Annotated in this window: 21 protein-coding genes; 15 read left to right on the plus strand and 6 right to left on the minus strand. The window is 72.5% G+C overall.

The window, feature by feature from the left end:
- The first annotated feature begins 21 nt into the window (after positions 1-21).
- A complete protein-coding gene (locus AC3X7R_RS05825; protein ID WP_489964630.1) occupies positions 22-297 on the plus strand; it encodes a MoaD/ThiS family protein in 276 nt (91 codons plus the stop codon).
- On the opposite strand, the gene AC3X7R_RS05830 is transcribed toward AC3X7R_RS05825, so the two are convergent.
- Positions 298-774, minus strand: a complete 477-nt coding sequence (locus tag AC3X7R_RS05830) for a GDYXXLXY domain-containing protein (RefSeq protein ID WP_489964631.1) — start codon at positions 772-774, stop codon at positions 298-300.
- Complete coding sequence (locus AC3X7R_RS05835; RefSeq protein WP_489964632.1) at positions 771-1,976, minus strand: DUF2157 domain-containing protein; 1,206 nt, start codon at positions 1,974-1,976, stop codon at positions 771-773. Before AC3X7R_RS05835 ends, AC3X7R_RS05830 begins: the two co-directional genes overlap by 4 nt.
- A 78-nt stretch (positions 1,977-2,054) precedes the next feature.
- Here AC3X7R_RS05835 and AC3X7R_RS05840 point away from each other — a divergent pair, with 78 nt between their 5' ends.
- From AC3X7R_RS05840 to AC3X7R_RS05875, 8 genes are all read left to right on the plus strand, one after another.
- Complete coding sequence (locus AC3X7R_RS05840) at positions 2,055-2,795, plus strand: hypothetical protein (RefSeq protein WP_489964633.1); 741 nt, start codon at positions 2,055-2,057, stop codon at positions 2,793-2,795.
- A gap of 129 nt (positions 2,796-2,924) precedes the next feature.
- Positions 2,925-3,368, plus strand: coding sequence for a TadE/TadG family type IV pilus assembly protein (locus AC3X7R_RS05845; RefSeq protein ID WP_489964634.1), 444 nt, complete (start codon positions 2,925-2,927; stop codon positions 3,366-3,368).
- The gene (locus AC3X7R_RS05850; protein WP_489964635.1) at positions 3,365-4,915 is read left to right on the plus strand and encodes a TadE/TadG family type IV pilus assembly protein; all 1,551 of its coding nucleotides are present in this window, start codon (positions 3,365-3,367) and stop codon (positions 4,913-4,915) included. The genes AC3X7R_RS05845 and AC3X7R_RS05850 overlap by 4 nt, the downstream gene beginning before the upstream one ends.
- Before the next feature lie 236 nt (positions 4,916-5,151).
- Positions 5,152-6,783 (plus strand): chaperonin GroEL, encoded by a 1,632-nt coding sequence (gene groL / locus AC3X7R_RS05855; protein WP_489964636.1) that lies wholly within the window; start codon positions 5,152-5,154, stop codon positions 6,781-6,783.
- 132 nt (positions 6,784-6,915) lie between these two features.
- Positions 6,916-8,154 carry an NAD(P)/FAD-dependent oxidoreductase gene (locus tag AC3X7R_RS05860; RefSeq protein ID WP_489964637.1) on the plus strand — a complete coding sequence of 413 codons (1,239 nt, stop codon included), beginning with the start codon at positions 6,916-6,918 and terminating at the stop codon, positions 8,152-8,154.
- A gap of 11 nt (positions 8,155-8,165) precedes the next feature.
- Positions 8,166-9,206 carry an alpha/beta hydrolase family protein gene (locus tag AC3X7R_RS05865; RefSeq protein ID WP_489964638.1) on the plus strand — a complete coding sequence of 347 codons (1,041 nt, stop codon included), beginning with the start codon at positions 8,166-8,168 and terminating at the stop codon, positions 9,204-9,206.
- A gap of 38 nt (positions 9,207-9,244) precedes the next feature.
- On the plus strand, positions 9,245-9,370 hold the full coding sequence (locus tag AC3X7R_RS05870; protein WP_489964639.1) for a hypothetical protein: 126 nt from the start codon (positions 9,245-9,247) through the stop codon (positions 9,368-9,370).
- 113 nt (positions 9,371-9,483) lie between these two features.
- Positions 9,484-11,007, plus strand: coding sequence for a hypothetical protein (locus tag AC3X7R_RS05875; RefSeq protein WP_489964640.1), 1,524 nt, complete (start codon positions 9,484-9,486; stop codon positions 11,005-11,007).
- Positions 11,008-11,060: 53 nt separating this feature from the next.
- Here the strand turns inward: AC3X7R_RS05875 and AC3X7R_RS05880 are convergent, their stop codons facing one another.
- Positions 11,061-11,672 (minus strand): alpha-ketoglutarate-dependent dioxygenase AlkB, encoded by a 612-nt coding sequence (locus AC3X7R_RS05880; RefSeq protein WP_489964641.1) that lies wholly within the window; start codon positions 11,670-11,672, stop codon positions 11,061-11,063.
- A 127-nt stretch (positions 11,673-11,799) separates the two neighbouring features.
- On the opposite strand from AC3X7R_RS05880, the gene AC3X7R_RS05885 reads away from it, so the two are divergent.
- The 3 genes from AC3X7R_RS05885 to AC3X7R_RS05895 all read left to right on the plus strand — a co-directional run bounded on the left by AC3X7R_RS05885 (position 11,800) and on the right by AC3X7R_RS05895 (position 15,931).
- A complete protein-coding gene (locus tag AC3X7R_RS05885; protein ID WP_489964642.1) occupies positions 11,800-12,588 on the plus strand; it encodes an ABC transporter ATP-binding protein in 789 nt (262 codons plus the stop codon).
- 69 nt (positions 12,589-12,657) lie between these two features.
- Positions 12,658-15,144: an ABC transporter permease gene (locus AC3X7R_RS05890; RefSeq protein WP_489964643.1), complete on the plus strand. Its 2,487-nt coding sequence runs from the start codon at positions 12,658-12,660 to the stop codon at positions 15,142-15,144.
- Positions 15,145-15,208: 64 nt separating this feature from the next.
- On the plus strand, positions 15,209-15,931 hold the full coding sequence (locus AC3X7R_RS05895) for a GntR family transcriptional regulator (protein ID WP_489964644.1): 723 nt from the start codon (positions 15,209-15,211) through the stop codon (positions 15,929-15,931).
- A 19-nt stretch (positions 15,932-15,950) separates the two neighbouring features.
- Here AC3X7R_RS05895 and AC3X7R_RS05900 read toward each other — a convergent pair whose 3' ends face one another.
- Genes AC3X7R_RS05900 through AC3X7R_RS05910 form a run of 3 tightly spaced genes read right to left on the minus strand, consistent with a single transcriptional unit; the run spans position 15,951 to position 20,440 of the window.
- Positions 15,951-17,600, minus strand: coding sequence for a DNA repair helicase XPB (locus AC3X7R_RS05900; protein ID WP_489964645.1), 1,650 nt, complete (start codon positions 17,598-17,600; stop codon positions 15,951-15,953).
- Complete coding sequence (locus AC3X7R_RS05905) at positions 17,597-18,130, minus strand: CGNR zinc finger domain-containing protein (protein ID WP_489964646.1); 534 nt, start codon at positions 18,128-18,130, stop codon at positions 17,597-17,599. Before AC3X7R_RS05905 ends, AC3X7R_RS05900 begins: the two co-directional genes overlap by 4 nt.
- A 9-nt stretch (positions 18,131-18,139) precedes the next feature.
- Positions 18,140-20,440, minus strand: a complete 2,301-nt coding sequence (locus AC3X7R_RS05910; RefSeq protein WP_489964647.1) for a helicase-associated domain-containing protein — start codon at positions 20,438-20,440, stop codon at positions 18,140-18,142.
- 82 nt (positions 20,441-20,522) lie between these two features.
- Here AC3X7R_RS05910 and AC3X7R_RS05915 point away from each other — a divergent pair, with 82 nt between their 5' ends.
- Genes AC3X7R_RS05915 through AC3X7R_RS05925 form a run of 3 tightly spaced genes read left to right on the plus strand, consistent with a single transcriptional unit; the run spans position 20,523 to position 23,556 of the window.
- Positions 20,523-21,341 (plus strand): PP2C family protein-serine/threonine phosphatase, encoded by an 819-nt coding sequence (locus AC3X7R_RS05915; protein ID WP_489964648.1) that lies wholly within the window; start codon positions 20,523-20,525, stop codon positions 21,339-21,341.
- A complete protein-coding gene (locus AC3X7R_RS05920) occupies positions 21,338-22,483 on the plus strand; it encodes an FHA domain-containing protein (RefSeq protein WP_489964649.1) in 1,146 nt (381 codons plus the stop codon). The genes AC3X7R_RS05915 and AC3X7R_RS05920 overlap by 4 nt, the downstream gene beginning before the upstream one ends.
- A complete protein-coding gene (locus AC3X7R_RS05925) occupies positions 22,480-23,556 on the plus strand; it encodes an RDD family protein (RefSeq protein WP_489964650.1) in 1,077 nt (358 codons plus the stop codon). The genes AC3X7R_RS05920 and AC3X7R_RS05925 overlap by 4 nt, the downstream gene beginning before the upstream one ends.
- The last annotated feature ends 24 nt before the right edge of the window (positions 23,557-23,580 follow it).

Below are 23,580 nucleotides of genomic sequence, written 5' to 3' on the forward strand. Positions count from 1 at the left end.
CACCGAGCAGAGAGTGAAGCCATGAGCGTCTCCGTCCGCATCCCCACCATCCTGCGCACCTACACCGGCGGCGACTCCGAGGTGACCGCCGAGGGCGACGACCTGGCCGCCGTGCTGGACGACCTCGACGCCAAGTACGCCGGGATCAAGGGCCGCATCCTGGACGAGTCGGGTCAGCTGCGCCGCTTCGTCAACGTCTACGTCGACAACGACGACGTGCGCTTCCTCGACCACCTGGCCACGCCGACGCCGGCCGGCACCCAGATCTCGGTGATCCCGGCGGTCGCGGGCGGCTGATCAGTCGGTCCGCAGCCCGACGACCGAGGCGTTGCCGCGGCCGTCGATCCGCACCTCGGCGAGCGTGCCGCCCTCACTGAGCGACTCCTCGATCTCCCGGGCGTCGTCCTGGGGCACGAACCAGCTCTCGATCCCGCAGCTGGCCGTCCACCCCTCGTCGAGACAGCTGAGGTAGACGCCGTCGTCGGGCCGGTCACGGGACCACCCCGAGGCCACCATCACGCCGCCCTCCTCGGCCAAGGAGACGAAGATCCGACGGCTCTCGCCGTCCAGGAACCTGCCGCGGCTCTCCGGCCACAGGTCCGGGTAGTCGAGGGTGACGTAGGCGCCACGGAACGGGTCGATGGGGTCCACCGGGGCGACCTGCATCAGGTAGGTCTCCCCGGTCAGCCGGGCGGAGAGCTGGGGACCCACCGCGACGGTGGTGAGGGCGAGCTGGACGGCCGCTACTCCGGCGGCCACGGCGTACCTGTTCATCGGAGTGACTCCTGCTCGAGGGTGGCGGCCAGGTGGCGGCGGGTCCGGTCGAACCCCACGCCGGTGGCCAGGAGAACGGCCCCGAGGAGCAGGAAGAGCCAGGCTCCCTGGACGATCGGGGCGAAGACGGCGAAGCTCTGGAACGAGGTGAAGACGACGAGTCCGACGGTCGCCATCACGATCAGCAGGGAGGAGTCGCGCAGCGTGCCGACGGCGGCGACGCCGACCGCGAGGGCGACGTAGGCGACCACTCCGACCACCGCGTGCGCCACGTCCTCGGCGTCCACCGACGCGGAGTCGGAGCCTGCCGGCCATGCCGCGAGCAGAGCGGCGAGCCCCAGCACGGCGACCCCGCCCAGCACCTCCCACCGCGCGGTGGTGCGGCTCAGCAGGAGGGTCGCCACCGCGAGGGCGGTGGCGAGTGCCACCAGGAGGACCGGCCACCAGGTCGAGGGGAGCTCCCACCCGTCGCCCCACGGGATCCCGGCGACGAAGAGGCCAGCCAGGGCGAGGCCGGCGCCGACGTGACGCCACGGACCGGAGAACTCCGGACGCCACCGCTCGTGGAGCCCGGCGACACCGAGCGCGAGGACCGCCGAGGCGGTGACCACCAGGACGGTGCCGGCGAAGGTCGGGTCGGGCCCGGAGCCCTGCCAGAGCACCCAGCCCGTGGCGCCGGCGATGCCGACCAGCAGCGGACCGCGGGCGCGGGTGGCGTAGGCATGGACGAGGGCGCCCAGACCCCACAGCCCGACGAGCTTGGGCTCGTAGGCAGGCACCTGGAGGCTCTGGGCAGCCTGGAAGATCACCGCGCCGGTGCCGAAGGCGGCGATCGTCCTGACCGCACCCACCACCACCGGCGACGTGCGGCGCTCCTCGAGCGCCTCCGCGCCGACCAGGCACGCGAGCCAGAGGGCGACGACGGCTCCGAAGCGGAGCAGGGGAGAGAGCTGGTCGAGGTTGGCTGCGACCAGCCAGATCACGCCGATGCCCACGAAGGCGGCGCCCAGGGCGAGGAGCAGGCGGCCGAGGGAGAAGCGGCGCGACTCCGAGTAGCGGCTCAGGATGACCTGGGCGGTGGTCTCGTCGACGAGGCCTTGAGCGCGCCAGTCGACGAGCTGCTCGCGCAGCCAGGCGAGCTGTCCGGGGGTGGCGGCGACCGCGTGCGGTGCGGGACCGCGATCCTGCGTGGTGGTGTCCATGGGCACATCGTGGTCCCTGGGGGCTGTCGGGGGCCATGAGCCGTTGTACTCATCCTGGCGCCCACTAGGGTGAGCGCCGTGCCGGACGAACCCTCCACGCAGCCTCCCCTGAAGGAGCGCGACCTCACCGAGCTGGCGCAGCACTTCGGCACCGACAAGTGGGGGGTGCACCGCTACACCCCGCACTACCAGCGCCACCTCGAGCACCTGCGCGACGAGGAGTTCACCCTGCTGGAGATCGGCGTGGGCGGCTACGCCCGGAACCGGCAGGGGGGCGCGTCGCTGAAGGCCTGGAAGTGGTTCTTCCCGAAGGCGACGATCGTCGGGCTCGACATCGAGGACAAGTCGTTCGTCGACCGCAACCGGATCACCACCTACCAGGGCGACCAGACCGACGAGGCGGTGCTGCGGCGGATCCTCGAGGAGCAGGGCGTCCCGCTGGTCGTGATCGACGACGGCTCCCACGTGCCGGCCCACATCCGGAAGACCTTCGGGATCCTCTTCCCGTTGCTGCCCGACGGGGCGGTCTACGCGATCGAGGACACCCAGACCTCCTACTGGCCCGAGTGGGGCGGCGCCGAGGACCGGCACGCCCGCGGCACCACGATGGACCTCGTCAAGGACCTCGTCGACGGGCTCAACCACGAGGAGTACGTCGTGCCGCACCAGCCGTCGTACACCGACCGGTGGGTCAAGGCGGTGCACTGCTTCCACAACCTGGTGATCATCGAGAAGGGCGACAACCTCGAGGGCACCAACAAGTGGTCGGTGCTGAGTGAGCGGTACCCGGACGGTCAGCCGAAGGGTCAGCGGGACTAGACCGTTCGGGCCATTTCCTCTCGAATCCCTCGCGGGCCGGTGCGGGCGTTCGTACAGTCGAGGCGCTGTGCCGTACCCACCGGTACTCCTGCCCGTGGTGCTGGCCGGCGCGACCGTCTGAGGAGTCCCATGTCGATACGTCGTAGGCGCCGCGATGAGCGGGGAGCTTCCGCGGTCGAGTTCGCGCTCATCCTGCCCATCTTCTTGATGCTCCTCTTCGGCATCATCGACTTCGGCTACATGATCAACCGCGGCTCGATGCTCAACAACGCCGCGCGTGACGCGGCCCGTGAGGCGAGCCTCAACGCCACCAAGGTGCAGGTCGAGCAGGTGGCCCGAGCGGCGACTGCCCAGGTGGGGAACACCTCCAACGTCCTCATCACCGTGACCTGCCGCAAGCCGGCTGTTCCTCCGGCCCCCGGCGGCGCCTGCGGGTCCTACGACACCGACAAGGCGACCGGCGGGACCGCCGTCGTCACCATCAAGTACCAGCACAACATGCTGACGCCTGTCGGGATGTTCTTCCCGGGCGGGTTCGATCTCACCCGCAAGGCAGAGATGAGGATCGAATGAGTCGTCAGGTATTCCTGCAGCGTCGCCGCGACGAGCGAGGGGCCTACGCCGTCCTGTTCTCGATGCTGGTCGTCCTGCTCATGGCGCTGGCGGCCATCGGGGTGGACATCGCCAGCAACGTGGCGGCCAAGCAGCAGCTGAGGGACACCGTCGACACGGCCGCCCACGCCGGAGCGCTGGCTCTGCCCGCCTCGTCGACCAGTGTCCAGGGCATCGTGAACCAGATGGCCAAGGCCAACGATCCCGACTCCACGGTGACCTCGGACCTGTGGTGCGTCGTGGCGTCGACGGGCACCACGCCGTACCTCCCCAAGTACACCCAGATCCCCTCGACGTGCAAGCCGCACGGCTCGAAGCCGTACCCGGGCACCAAGTGCACCGCGGAGCTCTGCTTCATCCCGTGCATCCCCTCCGCGACCGACTCCTCGATCAAGTGCAACACCGTGCGGGTCGCGGACTCCAAGGTCGTGCCCTACGCGTTCGCCCCGGCCATCGGCTTCAAGGAGGGCGACACCGGGGCCCTGGTCTCCGTGGCGTGCAAGGGGTCGTGCGGCACCGCGGCACCCAACCCGATGGACGTGGTGGTGCTGGCTGACCGCACGGCGAGCCTCTCGTCCGGTGACCGCACGGCGATGGTCAACGCGATCAAGGCGATGATGCTCACGATGGACCCGTCGATGCACTTCCTCTCCATCGGCGCCATCGACAAGAGCGCCCCCACGGCGACCTGTCCCAGTGAGCCGAGGAAGGTGCCCTCCAGCAAGAGCGTGGGCAGCAACAGCAAGGTCACGCCCGCCTGGACGGCTGCCGAGCTGCAGGTCTCGTCGCACAAGTGGATCCCCTCCGACTTCAGCCGTGACTACGTCTACGGGGACGCCGGGTCACGGAACTGGCGCACCAGCGACGTCGTGTACAAGACGATCAACTGCACCAAGGGGTCCGCCGGCGAGTACGGGACGCATCTCGCCGCGCCGCTGAAGGAGGGTGCGCGCAGGCTGCTCGGGCTCGACGACAGCAACCTGGACGAGCTGAGCGCGGCCAATGCGCGTGAGGGCGAGGTCAAGAAGGTGCTGATCCTGGAGACGGACGGTGCGCCGAACGAGTTCGTCAAGTCGGGAACGGCCGCCCAGACCGTCGTCACGACGGGGGGTGCCGAGCTGCGCGACCCGGACGGCAACCTCGCCTGCCAGAACCTGGTGAAGGTGGCCGAAAGTGCCAAGGCGCAGGGCATCCTCGTGATCACGATCGGGTTCGATGAGGTCACGTCAGCCCGATGCACGCGCTGGAACAACTTCGGGGGCAAAACTGGATCGACGAGCGGTGGAAAGAATGTTCGCGATGTGTTGGCAGAGGCTGCCTCGCCGCACCCGAGCACCGGTGCGCCAAGTGCGGCGAACGCGTGCAACACCAACTCGAGCATCTCCCAGGAGAACTCGGACGGCGACTTCTTCTTCTGTGCCGCAAACGGCTCAGAGCTGGCGGAGATCTTCCAGACCGCATTGGGCCAGGTGAGCAAGGGCGTCCGCTTCCTCAAGATGCCGCTCTGACCCCCAGCCCCTCCTGCCGACGCCGCCCCCGGAATCCCGGGGGTGGCGTTTGCACTCGCCGGAGTCGAGTGCTAAACATGGAGTTGGCACTCTCGACATGAGAGTGACAGACGCGGACTGGTGACGTTGAGGTCCGAAGCGCCGGCGGGAAGGGTTCGCCGGGCAGCCGGATCGTCCGTCGCGGGCAACCCATCAGGGCCGCACCCCCGAACTCCCGAAAAGGAATCACAGGAGTTATGCCGAAGCTGATTGCTTTCAACGAGGAGGCCCGTCGTGGTCTCGAGCGTGGCATGAACACGCTCGCCGACGCGGTCAAGGTGACGCTGGGCCCCAAGGGTCGCAACGTCGTCCTCGAGAAGAAGTGGGGCGCGCCCACTATCACCAACGATGGTGTGTCGATCGCCAAGGAGATCGAGCTCGAGGACCCGTACGAGAAGATCGGTGCCGAGCTCGTCAAGGAAGTTGCCAAGAAGACCGACGACGTCGCCGGTGACGGTACGACGACGGCGACCGTGCTCGCCCAGGCGATGGTCCGCGAGGGCCTGCGCAACGTGGCCGCGGGTGCGAACCCCATGGGTCTCAAGCGCGGCATCGAGGCGGCCGTCGACGCCGTCTCCACCGAGCTCCTGAGCATGGCCAAGGACGTCGAGACCAAGGAGCAGATCGCGTCCACCGCGACCATCTCCGCCGGTGGCGACACCACGGTCGGCGACGCCATCGCCGAGGCGATGGACAAGGTCGGCAAGGAAGGCGTCATCACCGTCGAGGAGTCGAACACCTTCGGCATCGACCTCGAGCTGACCGAGGGCATGCGGTTCGACAAGGGCTACATCTCGGCCTACTTCGTCACCGACCCCGAGCGGATGGAGACGGTCCTGGAGGACCCCTACATCCTCATCGCCAACTCCAAGATCTCGTCGGTCAAGGACCTCCTCCCGCTGCTGGAGAAGGTCATGCAGTCCGGCAAGCCGCTGGTCATCATCGCCGAGGACGTCGACGGCGAGGCGCTGTCGACCCTGGTGGTCAACAAGATCAAGGGCACCTTCAAGTCCGTCGCCGTCAAGGCGCCGGGCTTCGGTGACCGCCGTAAGGCCATGCTGCAGGACATCGCGATCCTCACCGGTGGCCAGGTCATCTCCGAGGAGGTGGGCCTCAAGCTGGAGTCCGCCGGCATCGAGCTGCTCGGTCAGGCCCGCAAGGTCGTCATCACCAAGGACGAGACCACCATCGTCGAGGGCTCGGGCGACACCGGCCAGATCGAGGGCCGGGTCAACCAGATCCGCGCCGAGATCGAGAAGTCGGACTCCGACTACGACCGCGAGAAGCTGCAGGAGCGCCTGGCCAAGCTGGCCGGCGGTGTCGCGGTGATCAAGGTCGGCGCGGCCACCGAGGTCGAGCTCAAGGAGCGCAAGCACCGCATCGAGGACGCCGTCCGCAACGCGAAGGCTGCCGTCGAGGAGGGCATCGTCGCCGGTGGTGGCGTCGCCCTGGTGCAGGCCGCCAAGACCGCCTTCGAGAAGCTGGACCTCTCCGGCGACGAGGCCACCGGTGCCGAGATCGTCCGCAAGGCGACCGAGGCCCCGCTCAAGCAGATCGCGGTCAACGCCGGTCTCGAGGGTGGCGTCATCGCGGAGAAGGTGCGCAACCTGGAGTCGGGCCACGGCCTCAACGCGGCCAACGGCGAGTACGTCGACATGATCGCCGAGGGCATCATCGACCCGGCGAAGGTCACCCGCTCCGCCCTGCAGAACGCCGCCTCCATCGCGGCGCTGTTCCTGACCACCGAGGCCGTCGTGGCCGACAAGCCGGAGAAGGCGGCGCCCATGGGCGGCGACCCGACCGGTGGCATGGGTGGCATGGACTTCTGATCCACGCTCCACGCACCATCGACAGGGCCCCTGCTCCGGCGGGGGCCCTGTTGCATGTCCCGGACCTCGCCTTGTGACAGCTGCCGCGTGATGTGACTAGCCGCTGTCACAGAACTGGGGCATGCTTCGAGGATGGCTGCACAGAGACCGGACCACGTGGCGGTCGTGGGGGCCGGGATGGTCGGCCTGGCGACCGCCTGGTTCCTCCAGGAGGAGGGCGTCAAGGTCACGGTCCTGGACCGCACCGGCGTGGCAGCGGGCTCGTCCTGGGGCAACGCCGGCTGGCTGACCCCGGGCCTGGCGACACCGCTCCCCGAGCCGGCCGTGCTCAAGTTCGGCTTCCGCGCCGTCGTGAGCCCGAAGTCGCCGGTCTACGTCCCGATCACCACCGACCGCCGGCTGCTCTCCTTCCTGGTCCGCTTCGCCCGCAACTCCACGATGGAGCGCTGGCGGGTGGCGATGCGGTCCCTGGTGCCGATCAACTCCCTGGCGCTCGACGACTTCGAACGGCTCCGCGCCGGCGGGGTCGAGGCGCCGACGCCCGAGGCGCGGCCGTTCCTGGCGGCCTACCGGACACCAGCGGAGCGCTCGGTCCTGCTCGAGGAGATCGAGCACATCCGCGACAGCGGGCAGCCGCTGGACTACGAGGTGCTCACCGGCGATGAGGCCAGGGCGCTCGAGCCCGCGCTCTCCCCGGCGATCGGGGCCGCGATCCGCCTCGACGGGCAGCGCTACCTGACCCCCAGCACGTATGTGGCGGCCCTCGCCGAGGAGGTCCGCAAGCGCGGCGCGCGGATCGTCAGCGGCGTGCAGGTCGACGCGCTCAAGCAGCGCGGCGACCAGGTGCAGGTGGCCGGGGAGTCCTACGACGCCGCGGTGATCGCCTCCGGCGCCTGGCTCAGCCAGCTGGCCCGCCCGTTCGGCGTGACCCTGCCGGTGCAGGCGGGCCGTGGCTACTCCTTCACCGTGCCGATCGACCCGGTGCCCGGCGGGCCGGTCTACTTCCCCGCCCAGCGGGTCGCCTGCACGCCGGACGGTGACCGGCTGCGGATCGCCGGGATGATGGAGTTCCGACCGGCCGACGCGGGTCTGGACACCCGCCGCATCGAGGCGATCGTCGACGCCGCCAGGCCGTTGCTGCGCGGTGCCGAGCTCGGCTCGCGGCGCGACGAGTGGGTGGGCGCGCGTCCCTGCACCCCCGACGGGCTGCCGCTGATCGGGGCGACGAGGTCCGACCGGGTCTTCGTCGCCGGCGGTCACGGCATGTGGGGCATCACCCTGGGGCCGGTGACGGGCCGGCTGCTGGCCGAGCGGATCGTGACCGGGGTGCTGCCCGCGCCGTTGCGCCCCTTCGACCCGCTGCGGGGCTGAGGATGGGCGCGGTGCGTGCGGCGACCGTCCTGCTCGCGGCGTGCGCAGCGGTGCTGGCCGGGTGCACGGAGGACGCGGAGAAGATGCGCCGTACGCCGGCGGAGACCCAGACGCCCTCGCAGCCCGCCACTCCTTCGCAGACCGCGACGCCCGATGCCGCGTCGCCCGATGCGGCGCCGGCCGTCCGCTCGCCGTACTCGTTGCCCGCGTTGATGGCCGAGGAGTTCAGCAGCGAGCGGCCGCGTCGGCTCCGGGTCTCGGTCGACGACGAGGCCTACACCGAGTACGAGGTGAGCTACCGCAGCGGGGACCTGCGGGTCTCCGGGGTGATGCTGATCCCGAAGGGCCCCGGGCCGTTCCCGGGGGTGGTGCTCAACCACGGCTACATCGAGCCGTCGATCTATGCCACCGGCCAGGGCCTCAGCCGCGAGCAGGACCACCTGGCACGCCAGGGCTTCGCGGTGCTGCACACCGACTACCGGGGGCACGCGGGCTCGGACCCCGCCGGCGACCTCGACCGGGAGACCCGGCTGGGCTACACCCGGGACGCGATCAACGCCGTCCACGCCCTGCGCAAGGAGCCGAAGGTCGACGGGGAGCGGATGGCGATGCTCGGCCGCTCCATGGGCGGTGGGGTCACCCTCAACGCACTGGTGGCCCAGCCCGACCTGGTGGACGCCGCCGTGCTCTACGCCTCGGTGAGCTCGGACTACCTGGACAACCTGCGCCGCTGGACCCTCCCGGAGCGCCCCGAGGCCGCGGAGCGGCTCTTCGACCGGTTCGGCTCCCCCCAGCAGCGGCCGGCGTTCTACGAGGCCCTCTCGGCGCGGAGCTACTTCGACCGGATCTCCGTGCCGGTCCTCTCCCACCACGGCACCCTGGACGACTCCTGTCCGCTGCCGTGGGCGCGGACCACCCACCGGCTGCTGGGGCGCGCCGGGGTGGCGAGCACCCTGCGGGTCCACCAGGGCGAGCAGCACGCCTTCGGGCCCCGCTGGCTCCTCTCGATGCAGCAGACCGTGCGGTTCCTGGACCGGCACCTGCGTCGCTGACCCCGTACCGAAGGCCCGGGTCCAAGGACCCTCGGCTCGTGCACGTCTTCTCCGCCCCGGTCGGCTACCTGACCCGGCCCTACATCGTCTACCGCTCCCGCGACGCCGTCACCCCGAGCGCCCGCGCTCCCCGGCGGGGCTGGGACGAACCGGCGAACCGCTGAGCGACCTGCTCGGGCACCGACGAAGCCGGTCGAGTTCTTGACCATCGGCAGCTCGCCTCGTTGCCGCTAGTCTTCGTCAAACGAAGACGGTCTCGACCAAGCCAGGAGCTCCAGTGAAGCTCGCACGACTTGTCCTGTTGCCCGCGGTCGCGCTCACGTCCGTCGTACCCGCCCTCGCACTGGGCGGGGCCCTGGCCCCAGCCGGCGCGACCGCGGCGACAACCTGCCTGGGCAAGCCGGTGGCGATCGTCGCCACCGCCCGGGTCGAGACCGGTACCGAGGGCGACGACGTGGTCGCGATGACGCCCGGGGGATGGAACAGCTTCGACGCCTTGGGCGGAGACGACACGATCTGCCTGGTTCACGGGGCCCCATCCGGAGGTCGGGACCCGCAAGGGCCGTGGGGTGTGGTGTACGCCGGACCCGGCAACGACGTGGTGGTCAACGAGTCGAGCCAGGGTTCGGGCATGACGGTCTACCTCGGTGGCGGGGACGACCGGTTCACCGGCGGCAGCTTCGCTGAGACCGTCTTCGCCGATGCGGAGAGCTCGGACGACTTCACAGCCCTGCCAGGAAGCCAGCGGGATGTGATCGACATGGGTGGCGGCCCCGCCGATTCGACTCTCGCCGATGCGGTGTGGTCGCTCCCGTCCGCCGATGGGGGCAACGCCGATGTCATCTCCTTCGGGCCAGGTGCGGCCGAGCTCCACTACCGGGGGGCGATGGCCTCCGGGGGTCGCCTTGACTTCTCCAGCGCCGCCCCGACCGCGGTCAACCTCTCCGCGGTCCTGCCACCCCCTCCCTCGGGGGAGGATCCTGAACTGCTGATCGACGCACCTTCCGCGCGTGCCACCGTGGACGGTGTGCAGGTGCTGGCCTGGGAGGGCCTTGTCGGCTCGTGGGAGATCGGAGAGTACCTGGCCCCGAACTGGGAGTCCCCCGTCTCCTTCCTCGGCACCGAGGCCGACGAGACCCTCTACGTCCGCCACGGCATGTTGGGTGAGGTGCGGATGGGCGGCGGAGACGACGCCGTCGGGGGCGAATACAGCTCGTGGTTGCAGGTGCGCGAGATCGACGGTGGACCGGGACGGGACCGCGTCGAATACAACCGGGGGTGCGCCGACCTGACGGTCCGGCTCGCGACCGACGTGACGTGCGACGGTGACACCGCTCCGCTCACCGGTGTCGAGCACGGGCGGTTCGCGAGCAGTGCGAAGGGTGGCCTGACGAGGATCGTCGGGACCGACGGACGTGACAACGTGGACGCGTTCGCAGATCGGGTGACGTTCCATGGACGGAGCGGTGACGACCAGGCCGTCCTGGGCGGCAAGGTCGTGAGGGCCAACGGGGGGCCGGGTGCCGACCATCTCACCGCCTTCGGCCGCGACGTGCTGGTGCGTGGGCAGGGTGGAGGGGACCTCATCAGCCTGACCTACAACGATCTGCGCTACAAGCGCTCCCCCGCCCAGCGGCAGGTCGCCCTCGGAGGTCCGGGCCGCGACGTGCTGGCGGGCTCGTCCACGAAGGTCGGCGACCGGCTGATCGGTGGCCGCGGACGTGACCGCGCCAACGGTCGCGGCGGACCCGACCACTGCGACACCGAGGTCACCCGGCACTGCGGGCGAGCTCACCGCTGATCTCGGTGCCTGTGGCATCGGCCGAGACCTGGTGGAAGAGGCCCGCCCGTGGCTCAGAGCACGCCGCGCGGGCGGAACTGCACCGAGATCCGCGGCCCGGCGTGCGCCTGCTTGGGCACGGCGTGGTCCCAGGTGCGCTGGCAGGAGCCACCCATCACGACCAGGTCACCGTGACCGAGGGTGACCGAGATCGAGGCCCCGCCGCCCCGGGGGCGCAGCAGCAGCCGACGCCGGTCGCCGAGGGAGACGATGGCGACCATCGTGTCCCGGGTGCGGCTCCGCCCGATCCGGTCGCCGTGCCAGGCGACCGAGTCGCGGCCGTCGCGGTAGAAGCAGCACCCCGCCGTCACGAACGGCTCCCCGAGCTCGGGGCGGTAGTGCTCCGAGAGCGCCTCGCGGGCGGCGACCAGGCCCGGGTGGGGGAGGGGTGCCCCGACGCCGTAGTGGTGGAGGAGCCGAGGCACGTCCACGACCTGGTCGTACATCTCGCGGCGCTCGGCCCGCCAGGGGACGTCGGAGACGAGGGCCCCGAAGATCTCGTCGGCCCCGCCGAGCCACGCCGGCTGCACGTCGACCCAGGCGCCACGGGAGAGCGGCCGGCGCTCCGGGCGCAGCTCTGAGGGGCCGGGGTCGAGGGCGGCGAAGAGGCTGGACTGGAGCTCCATGACGGTGAGGCTATCGAACAGGCGTTCGACCCACAAGCATCGTGGGGTCACGCCTGTGCCGTCCACCCCTCGTCCAATAACCCGATACCGGTGGCGCCAGCCTTGACCGGCACGGGAGGCTAGGGTCATGACCGCACTCGCCGAGGGCTCCGCCACCCGTCTTCGCGACGGTGGCGCGCCGGCGGCCCGGGTGCGTGACCTCACGAAGTCCTACGGCTCCGGCCAGGCCCAGGTGAAGGCACTCGACGGGGTCACCCTCGACCTGCACGCCGGTCAGTTCACGGCCGTGATGGGCCCGAGCGGGTCGGGCAAGTCCACCCTGATGCACTGCTGCGCCGCGCTCGACACCGGGACCTCGGGGCAGGTGTGGATCGGCGACCGCGAGCTCAGCAAGCTCAACGACGCGGGCCTGACGGCACTGCGGCGCGACGAGATCGGCTTCGTCTTCCAGTCCTTCAACCTGGTGCCCACCCTGACCGCGGAGGAGAACATCCTCCTGCCCCTCTCGATCGCCGGGCGCAAGCCCGACCGCCGGTGGTACGACGTGGTGATCGACACGGTCGGTCTGCGCAAGCGGCTGGACCACAAGCCCAACGAGCTCTCCGGCGGCCAGCAGCAGCGGGTGGCGGTGGCACGTGCCCTGGTCAGCCGTCCCCGCATCGTCTTCGCCGACGAGCCGACCGGCAACCTCGACTCGCACTCCGGCGCGGAGGTGCTCGAGCTGCTGCGCCGCAGCGTCGACGACTACGGCCAGACGATCGTGATGGTCACCCACGACGCGGTGGCGGCCGCCTACACCGACCGGGTCGTCTTCCTCGCCGACGGCCGACTCGTCAGTGAGCTGCACGAGCCCGACCGCGAGCAGGTGCTCACGGTGATGACCCGGATGACGGCGCCCGGCGCCGGTCCACGCTGACCCGGCCGGACGACTCCGGTGTTCCGCGCGGCGATCAAGAGTCTGCTGGGGCGCAAGGTGCGCCTCCTGATGAGCACCTTCGCCATCGTGCTCGGGGTGGCGTTCGTCGCCGGCACCCTGATCTTCACCGACACCCTCAACCGCAGCTTCACCGCCCTCTTCGCCTCCACCGTGGGCGACGTGGTGGTCAGTCCCGCCGGCGAGGCGTCCGGCTCGGGCTCGACCCGCACCATCCCGCTGAGCCTGGTCCGGAAGCTGGAGCAGGTCGAGGGGGTGGCGCGGGTGGACGGCAACGTCAGCGACGCCTCGGTGATGATCGTCGGCCAGGACGGCAAGGCCCTTGGCGGCATGGGGGCGCCGGGCCTCGCGGGGAACTGGACGGGCGCCCCCGCCGGGCACGGGCTCGCCGGCCTCCAGCTGGTGCGCGGGCGCGCCCCCGAGCGCCCCGGCGAGATCGTGATGGACGCGGGCGCGGCCAAGCGGGCCGGCTACTTCGTGGCCGACCGGGTGCAGCTGATCACCACCCTGGACCGGCCGGTGCTGACCCCGCAGCTGGTCGGCATCGTCGACTTCGTCGACGGCGGCTCCCTCAACGGAGCCTCGTGGGTGGGCTTCCAGACCAAGGTCGCCCAGCGGCTCTTCCTGGACGGCCGGCGCAAGTTCCACGACGTGTGGGTCACCGCCGAGCCGGGGGTCTCCCAGGCGGCGCTGAGGGACCGCGTGGCCGAGGTGCTCCCCGAGCGGCTGGAGGCACAGACCGGCGACGACGCGGCGGAGGAGAGCGCCACCGAGCTCCTCAAGGCGGTCAGCTTCCTGACCACCTTCCTGCTCATCTTCGCCGGCATCTCGCTGGTGGTGGGGGCGTTCCTCATCGTCAACACCTTCTCCATCCTGGTCGCGCAGCGCAGTCGCGAGCTGGCCCTGTTCCGCGCCCTGGGAGCCTCCAAGCGACAGGTCACCGGGTCGGTGCTCGCCGAGGCGGCGGTCCTCGGGGCGCTGGGGGCCACCCTGGGCATCGGGCTGGGCGTGCTGATGGCGCTGGCGATCCGGAGCCTCTTCGCCACGATCGGGCTCGACCTCTCCGGCCAGGAGCTGGTCTTCCGCCCCCGCACCTTCGTCGCCGCCTACCTGGTCGGCGTCGCGGTGACGATGGCGGCGGCGTGGCTGCCGGCGCGGCGGACCGCCAGGATCGCCCCGGTGCAGGCGCTGCGCGACGACGTGGCGATGCCCGAGGGCTCGCTGCGCAAGCGGTTCGGGCTCGGGATGGCGCTGCTGGTGGTCGGCGGGACGTCGCTGGCCATGGGGCTCTTCGCGGTCGACGTGGAGAGCGACGGATGGTTCGTCGGTGCCGGCGTGCTCGGCATCCTCTTCGGGGTGGTGGCCGCCAGCCCGGTGATCAGCTACCCGTTCCTGGCGGGGGCCCGCTCCGTGCTGGCCGCCCTCTTCGGGACGGTGGGCAACCTGGCCGGGCAGAACTCGCTGCGCAACCCGCGCCGGACGACGGCCACCGCCTCCGCGCTGATGATCGGGCTCGCGCTGGCCGGCACCATGGCGATCCTCGGGGACTCGGCCAAGGCCAGCGTCGACCGGAGCATCGAGCAGAACTTCCGCGGCGACCTCCTGGTGAGCAACAGCTTCGGCCAGCCCTTCTCGCCGTCCATCGCCCGCAGCATGAAGCGGATCGACGGGGTGGAGCGGGTGGTGGCCCAGCGCTTCGTCTGGGCCGAGGTCGAGGGAGAGCAGCAGGGCCTGGCCGCCGCCAGCGCGGACGCGCTGCGGGGCCCGCTGGGGATGGAGGTGCTGGACGGGTCGGTCGACGACCTGCGCCGCGGCCGGGTGATGGTCGACCGCAGCTTCGCCGACGACGCCGGCGTCGGGGTGGGCGACGAGGTCGAGGTGGCCATGAACGGCTCCCGGAAGTCCCTGCGGGTGGCGGGGGTCTTCGCCGACAACCCGGTCCTCGGCGCCTCGCTGGTCACCACCAAGCAGACGCTGGTGCGGGCGGGGTATCCGGACCAGGACAACTTCCTGGTCCTCGACGTCCGCGACGACGACCTGATGGTCCGCTCCCGGGTGGAGGAGGTGGTCGCCGACCTGGTCACCCTGACCGTCAAGAACCAGGAGGCCTTCGCCAAGGAGCAGCGCGAGCCGATCGACCAGCTGGTGCTGATGATCTTCGCGCTCCTCGGCCTGGCGCTGCTGATCGCCGTGCTCGGCATCGTCAACACGCTCGCCCTCTCCGTCATCGAGCGGACCCGCGAGGTCGGGCTGCTGCGCGCCATCGGCCTGGGGCGTCCCCAGCTGCGCCGGATGATCACCCTGGAGTCGGTGGTGATCGCCACCCTGGGCGCGCTGCTCGGCGTCGGGCTCGGGGTCGGCTTCGGCACGGCGCTGATGCGCTCGCTGCGGGACCAGGGGCTCGAGGTCCTCTCCATCCCGTGGAACCAGATGGCGGCGTTCCTGGTCGTCGCGGTCGTCGTGGGGGTGCTGGCCGCGGTGCTTCCCGCCCGACGGGCGGCCGGCCTGGACGTGCTGAAGGCGATCGGCACCGACTGAGGGCGAGCCTCGGCTTCGCGCATTCGCCGGACGCGGCGGGTCGCGTCCGCCTATCGTTCCGCTCGTGGAACAGGCGGTCGAGATGGTGCAGCGCGAGCTCAAGCACGTGGTCGTGCGCGAGCACGTCCGCAACCTCCTCGACGGCGCCGAGCCCGGCACTCCCGCCCCCTCGGAGCGCGAGCTGGTCTCGCAGTTCAAGGTCGCCCGGATGACGGTGCGCCAAGCGCTCGACGCCCTGGTCGCGGAGGGGCTGCTGGAGCGGATGCCCGGTCGCGGCACCTTCGTCGCCCGTCCGCGGCGTCGGCCCGCGCAGCTCACCAGCTTCACCGAGGACATGCGCCGGCGCGGCCTGACCGCGGAGTCCCGGACCCTGCTGGCCCGGGTGGAGAAGGCCGGTCCCGGGGTGGCACGCGCCCTCGAGATCGACCCCAACTCCCCGGTGGTGCACTGGAAGCGGCTGCGCCGCGCCGGGGGCGCCACCATGTGCCTCGAGGACGCCTACCTCAACGAGGCGCTCCTCCCCGGCTTCCTGGCCGGAGGCCTGCCCGCGAGCCTCTACGACGCCCTGCAGGGGCGGCAGCTACGGCCCACCTGGGCCGAGGACGCCGTGCAGGCCGACCGCGCGAGCACCGAGGAGGCCGAGCTGCTCGGCGTCGAGGCGGGGCAGCCCGTGCTCCGGCTCGCCCGGCGCGCGCTCTGCGCGGAGCGGGTCGTCCAGGTCTCGAGGTCGACCTACCGCGCCGACCGGTTCACGATGCACGTCCAGCTCGGGGAGTCGGCTCTCTGACGGCTGCCGACCCGGGGCCTCAGGCTCCGACGTCGTGCGAGTCGACGATCCGGTAGGCGTACCCCTGCTCGGCCAGGAACCGCTGCCGGTTCTGGGCGAAGTCGGCGTCCACGGTGTCGCGCGAGACCAAGGTGTAGAAGTGGGCTGACCTGCCCTCGTCCTTGGGACGCAGCAGCCGGCCGAGCCGCTGGGCCTCCTCCTGCCGGGAGCCGAAGGAGCCGGAGACCTGGATCGCCACCTCGGCCGACGGCAGGTCGATGGAGAAGTTGGCGACCTTGCTGACCACCAGCAGGCCGAGCTCGCCGGAGCGGAAGGCGGCGAAGAGCCGCTGACGCTCCTTCACCGAGGTCTCGCCCTTGATGACCGGGGCGCCGAGGGTCTCGGCCAGCTCGTCGAGCTGGTCGATGTACTGGCCGATCACCAGGGTGGGCTGCCCCGCGTGCTGGTCGACCAGACGCCGCACGACCTCGGTCTTGCGCGGGGTGCACGCCGCCAGCCGGTAGCGCTCCTCCGGCTCGGCGGTGGCGTAGGCGAGACGCTCGGCGTCGGTCAGCGTCACCCGGACCTCCACGCAGTCGGCCGGGGCGATCCACCCCTGGGCCTCGATGTCCTTCCAGGGCGCGTCGTAGCGCTTGGGCCCGATCAGCGAGAAGACGTCGCCCTCGCGGCCGTCCTCGCGGACCAGGGTGGCGGTGAGCCCGATGCGGCGGCGGGCCTGGAGGTCGGCGGTCATCCGGAAGATCGGGGCCGGCAGCAGGTGCACCTCGTCGTAGATGATCAGCCCCCAGTCCTTGGCGTCGAGCAGCTCCAGGTGGGAGTAGACGCCCTTCCGCCGGGTGGTCATCACCTGGTAGGTCGCGATCGTGACCGGGCGGACCTCCTTGACCGAGCCGCTGTACTCGCCGATCTCGTCCTCGGTCAGCGTCGTGCGCCGCAGCAGCTCGTCCTTCCACTGGCGGGCGGAGACGGTGTTGGTCACCAGGATCAGCGTCGTCGCGCCGGCGTGCGCCATGGCGCTGGCCCCCACGATCGTCTTCCCCGCCCCGCAGGGCAGCACCACGACCCCGGAGCCGCCGTGCCAGAAGGAGTCGGCCGCGTCGCGCTGGTAGTCGCGCAGCGCCCAGCCCTCCTCGACCAGCTCGATCGGGTGCGCCTCGCCGTCCACGTAGCCGGCATGGTCCTCCGCCGGCCACCCGAGCTTGAGCAGGGCCTGCTTCAGGTTGCCCCGCTCGCTGGGGTGGACGGCGACGGTGTCGCCCTCCGGCCCCCCGAGGCGCGGGCCCAGCATCGGCTTGACCCGCTTGGCGCGCAGCACCTCCTCCAGCACCGGGCGGTCGGTGCTGACCAGGACCAACCCATGGGCGGGGTGCTTCTCCAGCCGCAGCCGGCCGTAGCGCGCCATCGTCTCGGCGACGTCGACCAGCAGCGCGTGCGGGACCGCGTAGCGGCTGTAGCGGAGCAGGGTGTCGACCACCTGCTCGGCGTCGTGGCCGGCGGCGCGCGCGTTCCAGAGCCCCAGCGGGGTCAGCCGGTAGGTGTGGATGTGCTCGGGGGAGCGCTCCAGCTCGGCGAAGGGCGCGATGGCGCGACGGCACTCCTGGGCCAGCTCGTGGTCGATCTCGAGCAGCAGCGTCTTGTCGGACTGCACGATCAGCGGGCCGTCGTTCATGCCCGGCCTCCCACGGCCGCCCGCTGGCGGGCTCGGAAGGCGGCGACGTTGGCCCGCGACGAGCACCGGTCCGAGCAGTAGCGCCGCGACCGGTTGGGGGAGGTGTCGACGTAGACCTGGCGGCACGGGGCGGCGCTGCACACCCCCAGGCGGGTCGGCCCGAGGTCGCACACCAGGGTCGCCAGCCCCATCAGCACCTCGCCGACGAGGAGGTCGGAGACCGAGGCGGAGCGGTCGGCCACGTGCAGGTGGAGGTCGTCGGGGTCGTGGTCGCTGATCATCGGGGTGACGGGATGCTCGGCCAGCAGCGCGTTGATCCCGGCGACCACGTCGCGGACCCGGCCCTCGTCGGAGGCCTCGAAGACGGGGCGGAGCCGGGCGCAGAAGGCACGCAGCTGGCGTACGTCGCGACCGGTCACCTGGTCGTGCAGCCACTCGCGTCCGGCGAGGTGGGCCACCAGCGCCTCCGCGTCGGCCGGCTCTGCGTTGAGCAGGGCCGCGCCGGACTCGGCATACCGGAGGAAGTCCACGGCGCGAGTCTACGGTCCGGGGGTTGCCGGGCCGACCGAGGTGATCCGGTGCACCGAGAAGGTGCGCACGTCGTCGCTGCGGTGGTCGCGGGCAGTCAGCTGGCCCCCCTCGAGACGCAGCGGGTCGACCAGTCGCTGCGAGCTCGACCCGTGGTTGTCCACGTAGCCGATCAGCACGGTCGAGGCGGCCTCGATCGCCTCGCGGAGCGCGGCCAGCGCCGTGGTGGGGGAGGTCGCGACCCGTGGCCGGACCGGGCCCGCCCTCGCAGCCCGGTCGCCCGCGCGGACCGCGGTGACGGCGGCCTGCAGGCGCGCGGCGTCCCGCGCGGCCGCCACCGCCGGCACCGGCCCCGGCCGGGGCGAGCGGGCCCGCTGCAGGTCCGGCCGGGCGACCCGCACGGTGCCGTCGGCCGCCTCCAGCACCGGCGCGGCGCCGAGCTCGCGCAGGCGCGGCAGCAGCAGGTCGACCGGCAGGGTGGAGACCAGCACCGTCGGCGCCAGCCTCCGCAGCTCGAGGGAGGCCGCACTCGGATGGGCGAGCAGCTCGCCGAGGGCCGCCTCGTCGTCGGAGCGGAGGAAGGCCTCGGCGCTGCCCACGCGCAGCGTGCCGAAGGTGCGCACCACGTCGTCGACCAGGTAGCTGAGGGGCTGCGGGACCGGGGTCCGGGAGGTGCGCTCGAGGAAGTCGTGCACCTCGCCCCCGGACCACCCGGCGTCGAGGGCGCGACGCAGCGAGGCCGGGGTGAACCGGTAGACGGTCGCGCCGCCGCGCGACTCCACGTCGGCCAGCAGGTGCAGGTCCCGGGCCAGCTCGGGCTGCAGCGGGCCGGGGGCGACCGCCGTCAGGTCGGCCTGGAGCAGGACGTGGTCGACCGGGGTCGGCAGGAGGGGCGCCAGGAGCGCCGCGGCCCGCTCTCCCGCCCCGGCGAGGAGTGCGCGGCCGTGGCCGGCCAGGCCGCCGAGACCGGTGAGGCCGAGCACCGCTGCCTCCTGCACCGCCCAGGCGACCATCTCGGCGCGGGTCGCCGGACGGCGCGGCCGCAGCCACTCCACCCGGGCGACCAGGGAGGGCACGCCGGTCCCGGTCGCCAGCACCCGACCCTCGGGCAGCTCCAGCAGCTGGGTCAGTGCCATGGTGCGCGCCTCGACGGCGAAGGCGCTGGAGAGGTCCGGGGCCAGGGCGTTGCGGGTCTTGCCGACCGGGTCGCGCGTGCCGACCAGGGCGCTGAGCCGCGGGGAGTCGAGCCACGCCCTGACCAGGGTCAGCCAGCGGGTCTGCGCGGGCGAGGCCGCCCAGGCGTCGAAGGCGTGGGTGGGCAGCCAGGCCGCCACCGACTCGGCGTCGGGACCCTCGGCGAGCAGCCCGGCTGCCGCCGCCACCTCCACGAGCAGGGCGGCGACGGCCTCCTCGACGTGGAGCTCGGCGGCGATCGCCTTCAGCTCCCGCACGCCGAGCCCGCCGCTGCGCAGCACCGCGGGAGGACGCACCCCCCAGTGGTCCAGCAGCAGCTCGACCCGGCGTACCGCCTCGAACGCCGCACCGGCGGCGGTGCGATCGACCAGCTGCTGGTCGCGCTCGCTGGTCGCCAGCTCGGGCAGGTCGTCGGCGGGCTCACGGGTGGTCCGGCCGCCGCGGACCGCGATCCCGACCTGCCCCGGCAGGTGGAGCACGGTCGCCCCCCGGCCCTCCGGGGGGTGCGGCACCAGGAGCCCGTGGGCCAGGGCCTCCTCGACCGGCGTGGCGGCCTCCTGCGGCGTCGCAGGGACGCGCACCTTCTCGCTGGTGCCCTCGCCCCCGTGGTCGGCGACGTGCTCGAGCAGCGCCCGGGCGGCGGGGGAGAGGCGTGCGAGCCGGGCTGCGGCCTGCTCGGCGGAGATGCCGTGCGGGGTCACCGGGCGCAGCCCGCTGAGCCCGGAGACCACGTCGCCGCGCAGGGCGTCGGCCACCCCGGTGAGCGGTCGCAGCCCCTGCGGGGACTCCCAGACCAGGGCCAGGTCGGTGAGCACGCCGAGGGCCTCGGCCACCGCCGCGGGAGTCGCGCGGACCAGCGAGGCCAGCTCGTCGGCGGAGGCGTGACCGGCGACCACGAGGGCGTCGAGCACCACCAGCTGGAGCCGGGTGAGGCCGTCCAGGGCGCGGATCACCGACGAGCGGGTCGCCGCGCGCGAGGCCACCTGGGCGGAGTCGTGCGGCGCCGGGGTGGCCAGATCGGGGCGCGCCGCCAGCAGGCGGGCGAGCCGCTCGTCCGGCCAGCCGCGGAGCTGGTCGGCCAGCGTCCTGGGGGCCTCCCCCTGCGGTGGTCCTGACATCCCTCCTACGCTACTCGCCAACCGGGGTCCTCCGGCGGCGTACCGCCGCGCACGGACGGCCCCCACGACCGGGAGGACGCGGATGGCGGGGGTCGACCTGCATCACGGCACGGCCACGGACGTGGGCCACGTGCGCGAGGGCAACGAGGATGCGTTCTTCGTGGCCCCGGGCGTCTTCGTGGTGGCCGACGGCATGGGAGGTCACGCAGGGGGCGAGGTAGCCAGCGCCTTCGCGGTCGAGGAGCTGGGCCGGCTGGCGGGACGCCACTTGGACTCCCGCGAGGGAGTCGCGGCGGTCCTGGAGGCGCTGGTCCGCACCCAGGTCCGGCTCCGGGCGTACGCCGTGGGTCGCGGCGCCGGGGGCGGCGCCGGTCCGCACAGCGGCACCACGGCCGCGCTCGCCGTGCTGGTCCACGACGACGGGCCCCGCTGGCTGCTGGCCAACCTGGGCGACTCCAGGATCTACCGGCTGACCGACGACGGGCTCGACCAGATCAGCGTCGACCACTCGGTGGTGCAGGAGCTGATGGACGCGGGGACCATCACCGCCGAGGAGGCCGCCGAGCACCCGGAGCGCCACGTCATCACCCGGGCGCTGAGCGCCGCCGACGTGCCGGAGCCCGACTTCTTCTCCCTGCCCCTGGCGGCGGCGGGGCGGCTCCTGCTGTGCACGGACGGGATCAGCGGCATGATCGGGGACGACGAGATCGAGGAGCTCCTCTCCCGTCACTCCGACCCCCGGGACGCCGCGGAGCGGCTGGTCGCGGCCGCCCTGGCGGCCGGTGGACGCGACAACGCCACCGCGGTGGTCGTGGATGTGGTGGGATTGGAGAAGGAGCACGCCTACGACGCCCAGCGACAGAAGCTGAGCCTCGAGACGAAACTGGGGGCCTTGCCGTGAACGACGTGAAGAACCGCTCGAGCTCGACCGGGACGTGGCTTGCCGTCCTCGGACCCGAGCTCACGCTGCTGCTGCCCGGCCGGGAGAAGGCGCGGGCCGCGGCGCTGTGGGTCGCCGTCGACGACGGAGCACCGTTCGAGGTCGTCCTCGACCGGCTCCTCGCCGAGGGCCTGACGTCGGTGCCCGACTTCGTGCTGGTCGGGGCGGCCGGCGACTCGGCGCGGGTGCTGGTGCGCGGCGGCGCGTCGGTCTCGATCCTCAACCAGGACGGCGAGACCGAGGTGGTCGCCGGGGAGCACCTCTGGGCCGAGCACGTCTTCGAGGGGGTCACCGCGATGGTCGCCGCCCTCCCCGACTCCGGCGACGGGGGTGGCCGCACCGCGCTGCCGCTCGGTCTGTCCCGGGTCGGCTCGCTCTTCTGGGGCGCGGACGCCGGGGGCGAGGCCGCGCCCGTGGCCGCGCCCGTGGCCGCGGCTGCGCCCGCGCCGGAGCCGGAGGCAGCACTCCAACCGGAGCCCGAGCCCGAGCCCGAGCCCCAGCCCGAGCCCGAGCCCGAGCCCGAGCCCGCGCCGGAGCCGGAGCCCGCCCGGGTGGCCGTGGCCGCGCCGGTGCCGGGGATGCCCACGGTGCCGCCCCTGCCGCCGGTGCCCTCCGTCTCGGTGCCGCGGGTCGGGGGGGCCGCCGCTCCGTCGGGCTCCGACCACGACGGGCTGACCGAGATCGGCGAGGCCGCGCCGACGCCCGCCTCCGGCATTCCCGGCCAGCCGCAGGCGCCGAAGGTGACCGCCCGCCCCGTGGCGCGCCTGGTCTTCTCGCACGGGACCAACGCCGACGTCGACCGTGCCGTGCTGATCGGCCGTGCGCCCGAGGCCCGACGGTTCGCCCCGGGCGACCAGCCTCAGCTGGTGAGCGTGCCCAGCCCCAACCAGGAGGTCTCCTCCACCCACCTGGAGATCCGGCCCGGCTCCGGGGTCGACCACGGCTCGGCCGTGGCCACCGACCTGGGCTCCACCAACGGCACCCTGCTGGTCCAGCCGGGCCTGCCGCCGGAGGAGCTGCAGCCGGGCATCGCCGTCCAGCTCATCCCCGGCGCCATCATCGACCTCGGGGACGGAGTCACCATCCAGGTCACCCAGCCGTGACCCAGCCCGCGCACGGTGCGGCGTCCCCGCCCACCTTCCCGCTGGCGGACCTGGAGCGACGCTTCATGGCGTTCGCGATGGACCGGGGGATCAGCTGGAGCCTCTACGCGGTGGCCGGGCTCGTGGGCTGGCTCCTCTGGGGACGCGACGGACTCTGGACGACCGTCGCGATCGTCGTCGGGTTGGGCCTCGTCGTCGTGCTGGTCGGAGGCGCCGTCACCGGGGCCACCGGTGCCACGCCGGGCAAGCGGGCCGCCGGAGTGCGGGTCGTGCACCACGGCTCGGGTCTCCCCATCGGCGCCGGTGCGGGCATCCTGCGCTCGCTGGTGCTCGGCCTCTCGGCGCTGCCCACCTTCGGCTTCGGCCTCGCCGCCCTCGCGTGGACCGCGCTGGCCGACCCCCGCGGGCAACGACGCGGCTGGCACGACCAGGTCACGAGCTCGGTGGTGGTCGACCTGCGTCCGGAGGGGACGACGGAGGAGGAGCAGGACGAGGCACCCCGCCACGTGGTCAACCTGACGGCGCTGCGCCTGGTGCCCGCACCCGCCCTGCCCCCGCCGGTGGTCGAGCGTCCGGCGCGCCCCGCCGCGCCGCCGCAGGCCGCGCCCCGACCGGCGATGCCTCCACCGGCACCCGTCCCGACCGCGGCCGTGCCCCCGACGGCGCCGCCCAGCCACCCTCCGGCGGACCCCGACCGCACGGTGGCCCGTCGCGCGCCGGCCCCGGTGCCCCCCGCCGGGCCGCGGTGGCGGGTCACCTTCGACACCGGGGACGGCTTCGTGGTCGAGGGGCTGGCCCTGGTGGGTCGCCGCCCGGAGCCGCGCTCGGGCGAGCCGGTCCGCCACGTCGTGCCGCTGCCGTCCTCCGACATGTCGCTCTCCAAGACGCACGCGCAGTTCGGTCCTGCCCCGGACGGCTCCCTCGTGGTGATGGACCGGGGCTCCACCAACGGGTCCCTGGTGCTGCGCCAGGGGGTGGCCCGCGAGCTCCACGCCGGCAAGCCCACGACGTTGCTGCCGGGCGACCGGGTGCGCTTCGGGGACCGGGAGATGACGGTCGAGCGCGAGGGCTGAAGCGCGGCACCTAGGCTGAGTGGC

Source organism: Nocardioides sp. Z22_16, assembly GCF_058134365.1.

Excerpts from the sequence above, each read along its gene's own strand:
- AC3X7R_RS05825 (WP_489964630.1), top strand. The coding sequence starts at position 22 with ATGAGCGTCTCCGTCCGCATCCCCACCATCCTGCGCACCTACACCGGC.
- AC3X7R_RS05830 (WP_489964631.1), bottom strand. The coding sequence starts at position 774 with ATGAACAGGTACGCCGTGGCCGCCGGAGTAGCGGCCGTCCAGCTCGCC.
- AC3X7R_RS05835 (WP_489964632.1), bottom strand. The coding sequence starts at position 1,976 with ATGGACACCACCACGCAGGATCGCGGTCCCGCACCGCACGCGGTCGCC.
- AC3X7R_RS05845 (WP_489964634.1), top strand. The coding sequence starts at position 2,925 with ATGTCGATACGTCGTAGGCGCCGCGATGAGCGGGGAGCTTCCGCGGTC.
- AC3X7R_RS05850 (WP_489964635.1), top strand. The coding sequence starts at position 3,365 with ATGAGTCGTCAGGTATTCCTGCAGCGTCGCCGCGACGAGCGAGGGGCC.
- groL (WP_489964636.1), top strand. The coding sequence starts at position 5,152 with ATGCCGAAGCTGATTGCTTTCAACGAGGAGGCCCGTCGTGGTCTCGAG.
- AC3X7R_RS05860 (WP_489964637.1), top strand. The coding sequence starts at position 6,916 with ATGGCTGCACAGAGACCGGACCACGTGGCGGTCGTGGGGGCCGGGATG.
- AC3X7R_RS05880 (WP_489964641.1), bottom strand. The coding sequence starts at position 11,672 with ATGGAGCTCCAGTCCAGCCTCTTCGCCGCCCTCGACCCCGGCCCCTCA.
- AC3X7R_RS05885 (WP_489964642.1), top strand. The coding sequence starts at position 11,800 with ATGACCGCACTCGCCGAGGGCTCCGCCACCCGTCTTCGCGACGGTGGC.
- AC3X7R_RS05890 (WP_489964643.1), top strand. The coding sequence starts at position 12,658 with ATGAGCACCTTCGCCATCGTGCTCGGGGTGGCGTTCGTCGCCGGCACC.
- AC3X7R_RS05900 (WP_489964645.1), bottom strand. The coding sequence starts at position 17,600 with ATGAACGACGGCCCGCTGATCGTGCAGTCCGACAAGACGCTGCTGCTC.
- AC3X7R_RS05910 (WP_489964647.1), bottom strand. The coding sequence starts at position 20,440 with ATGTCAGGACCACCGCAGGGGGAGGCCCCCAGGACGCTGGCCGACCAG.
- AC3X7R_RS05915 (WP_489964648.1), top strand. The coding sequence starts at position 20,523 with ATGGCGGGGGTCGACCTGCATCACGGCACGGCCACGGACGTGGGCCAC.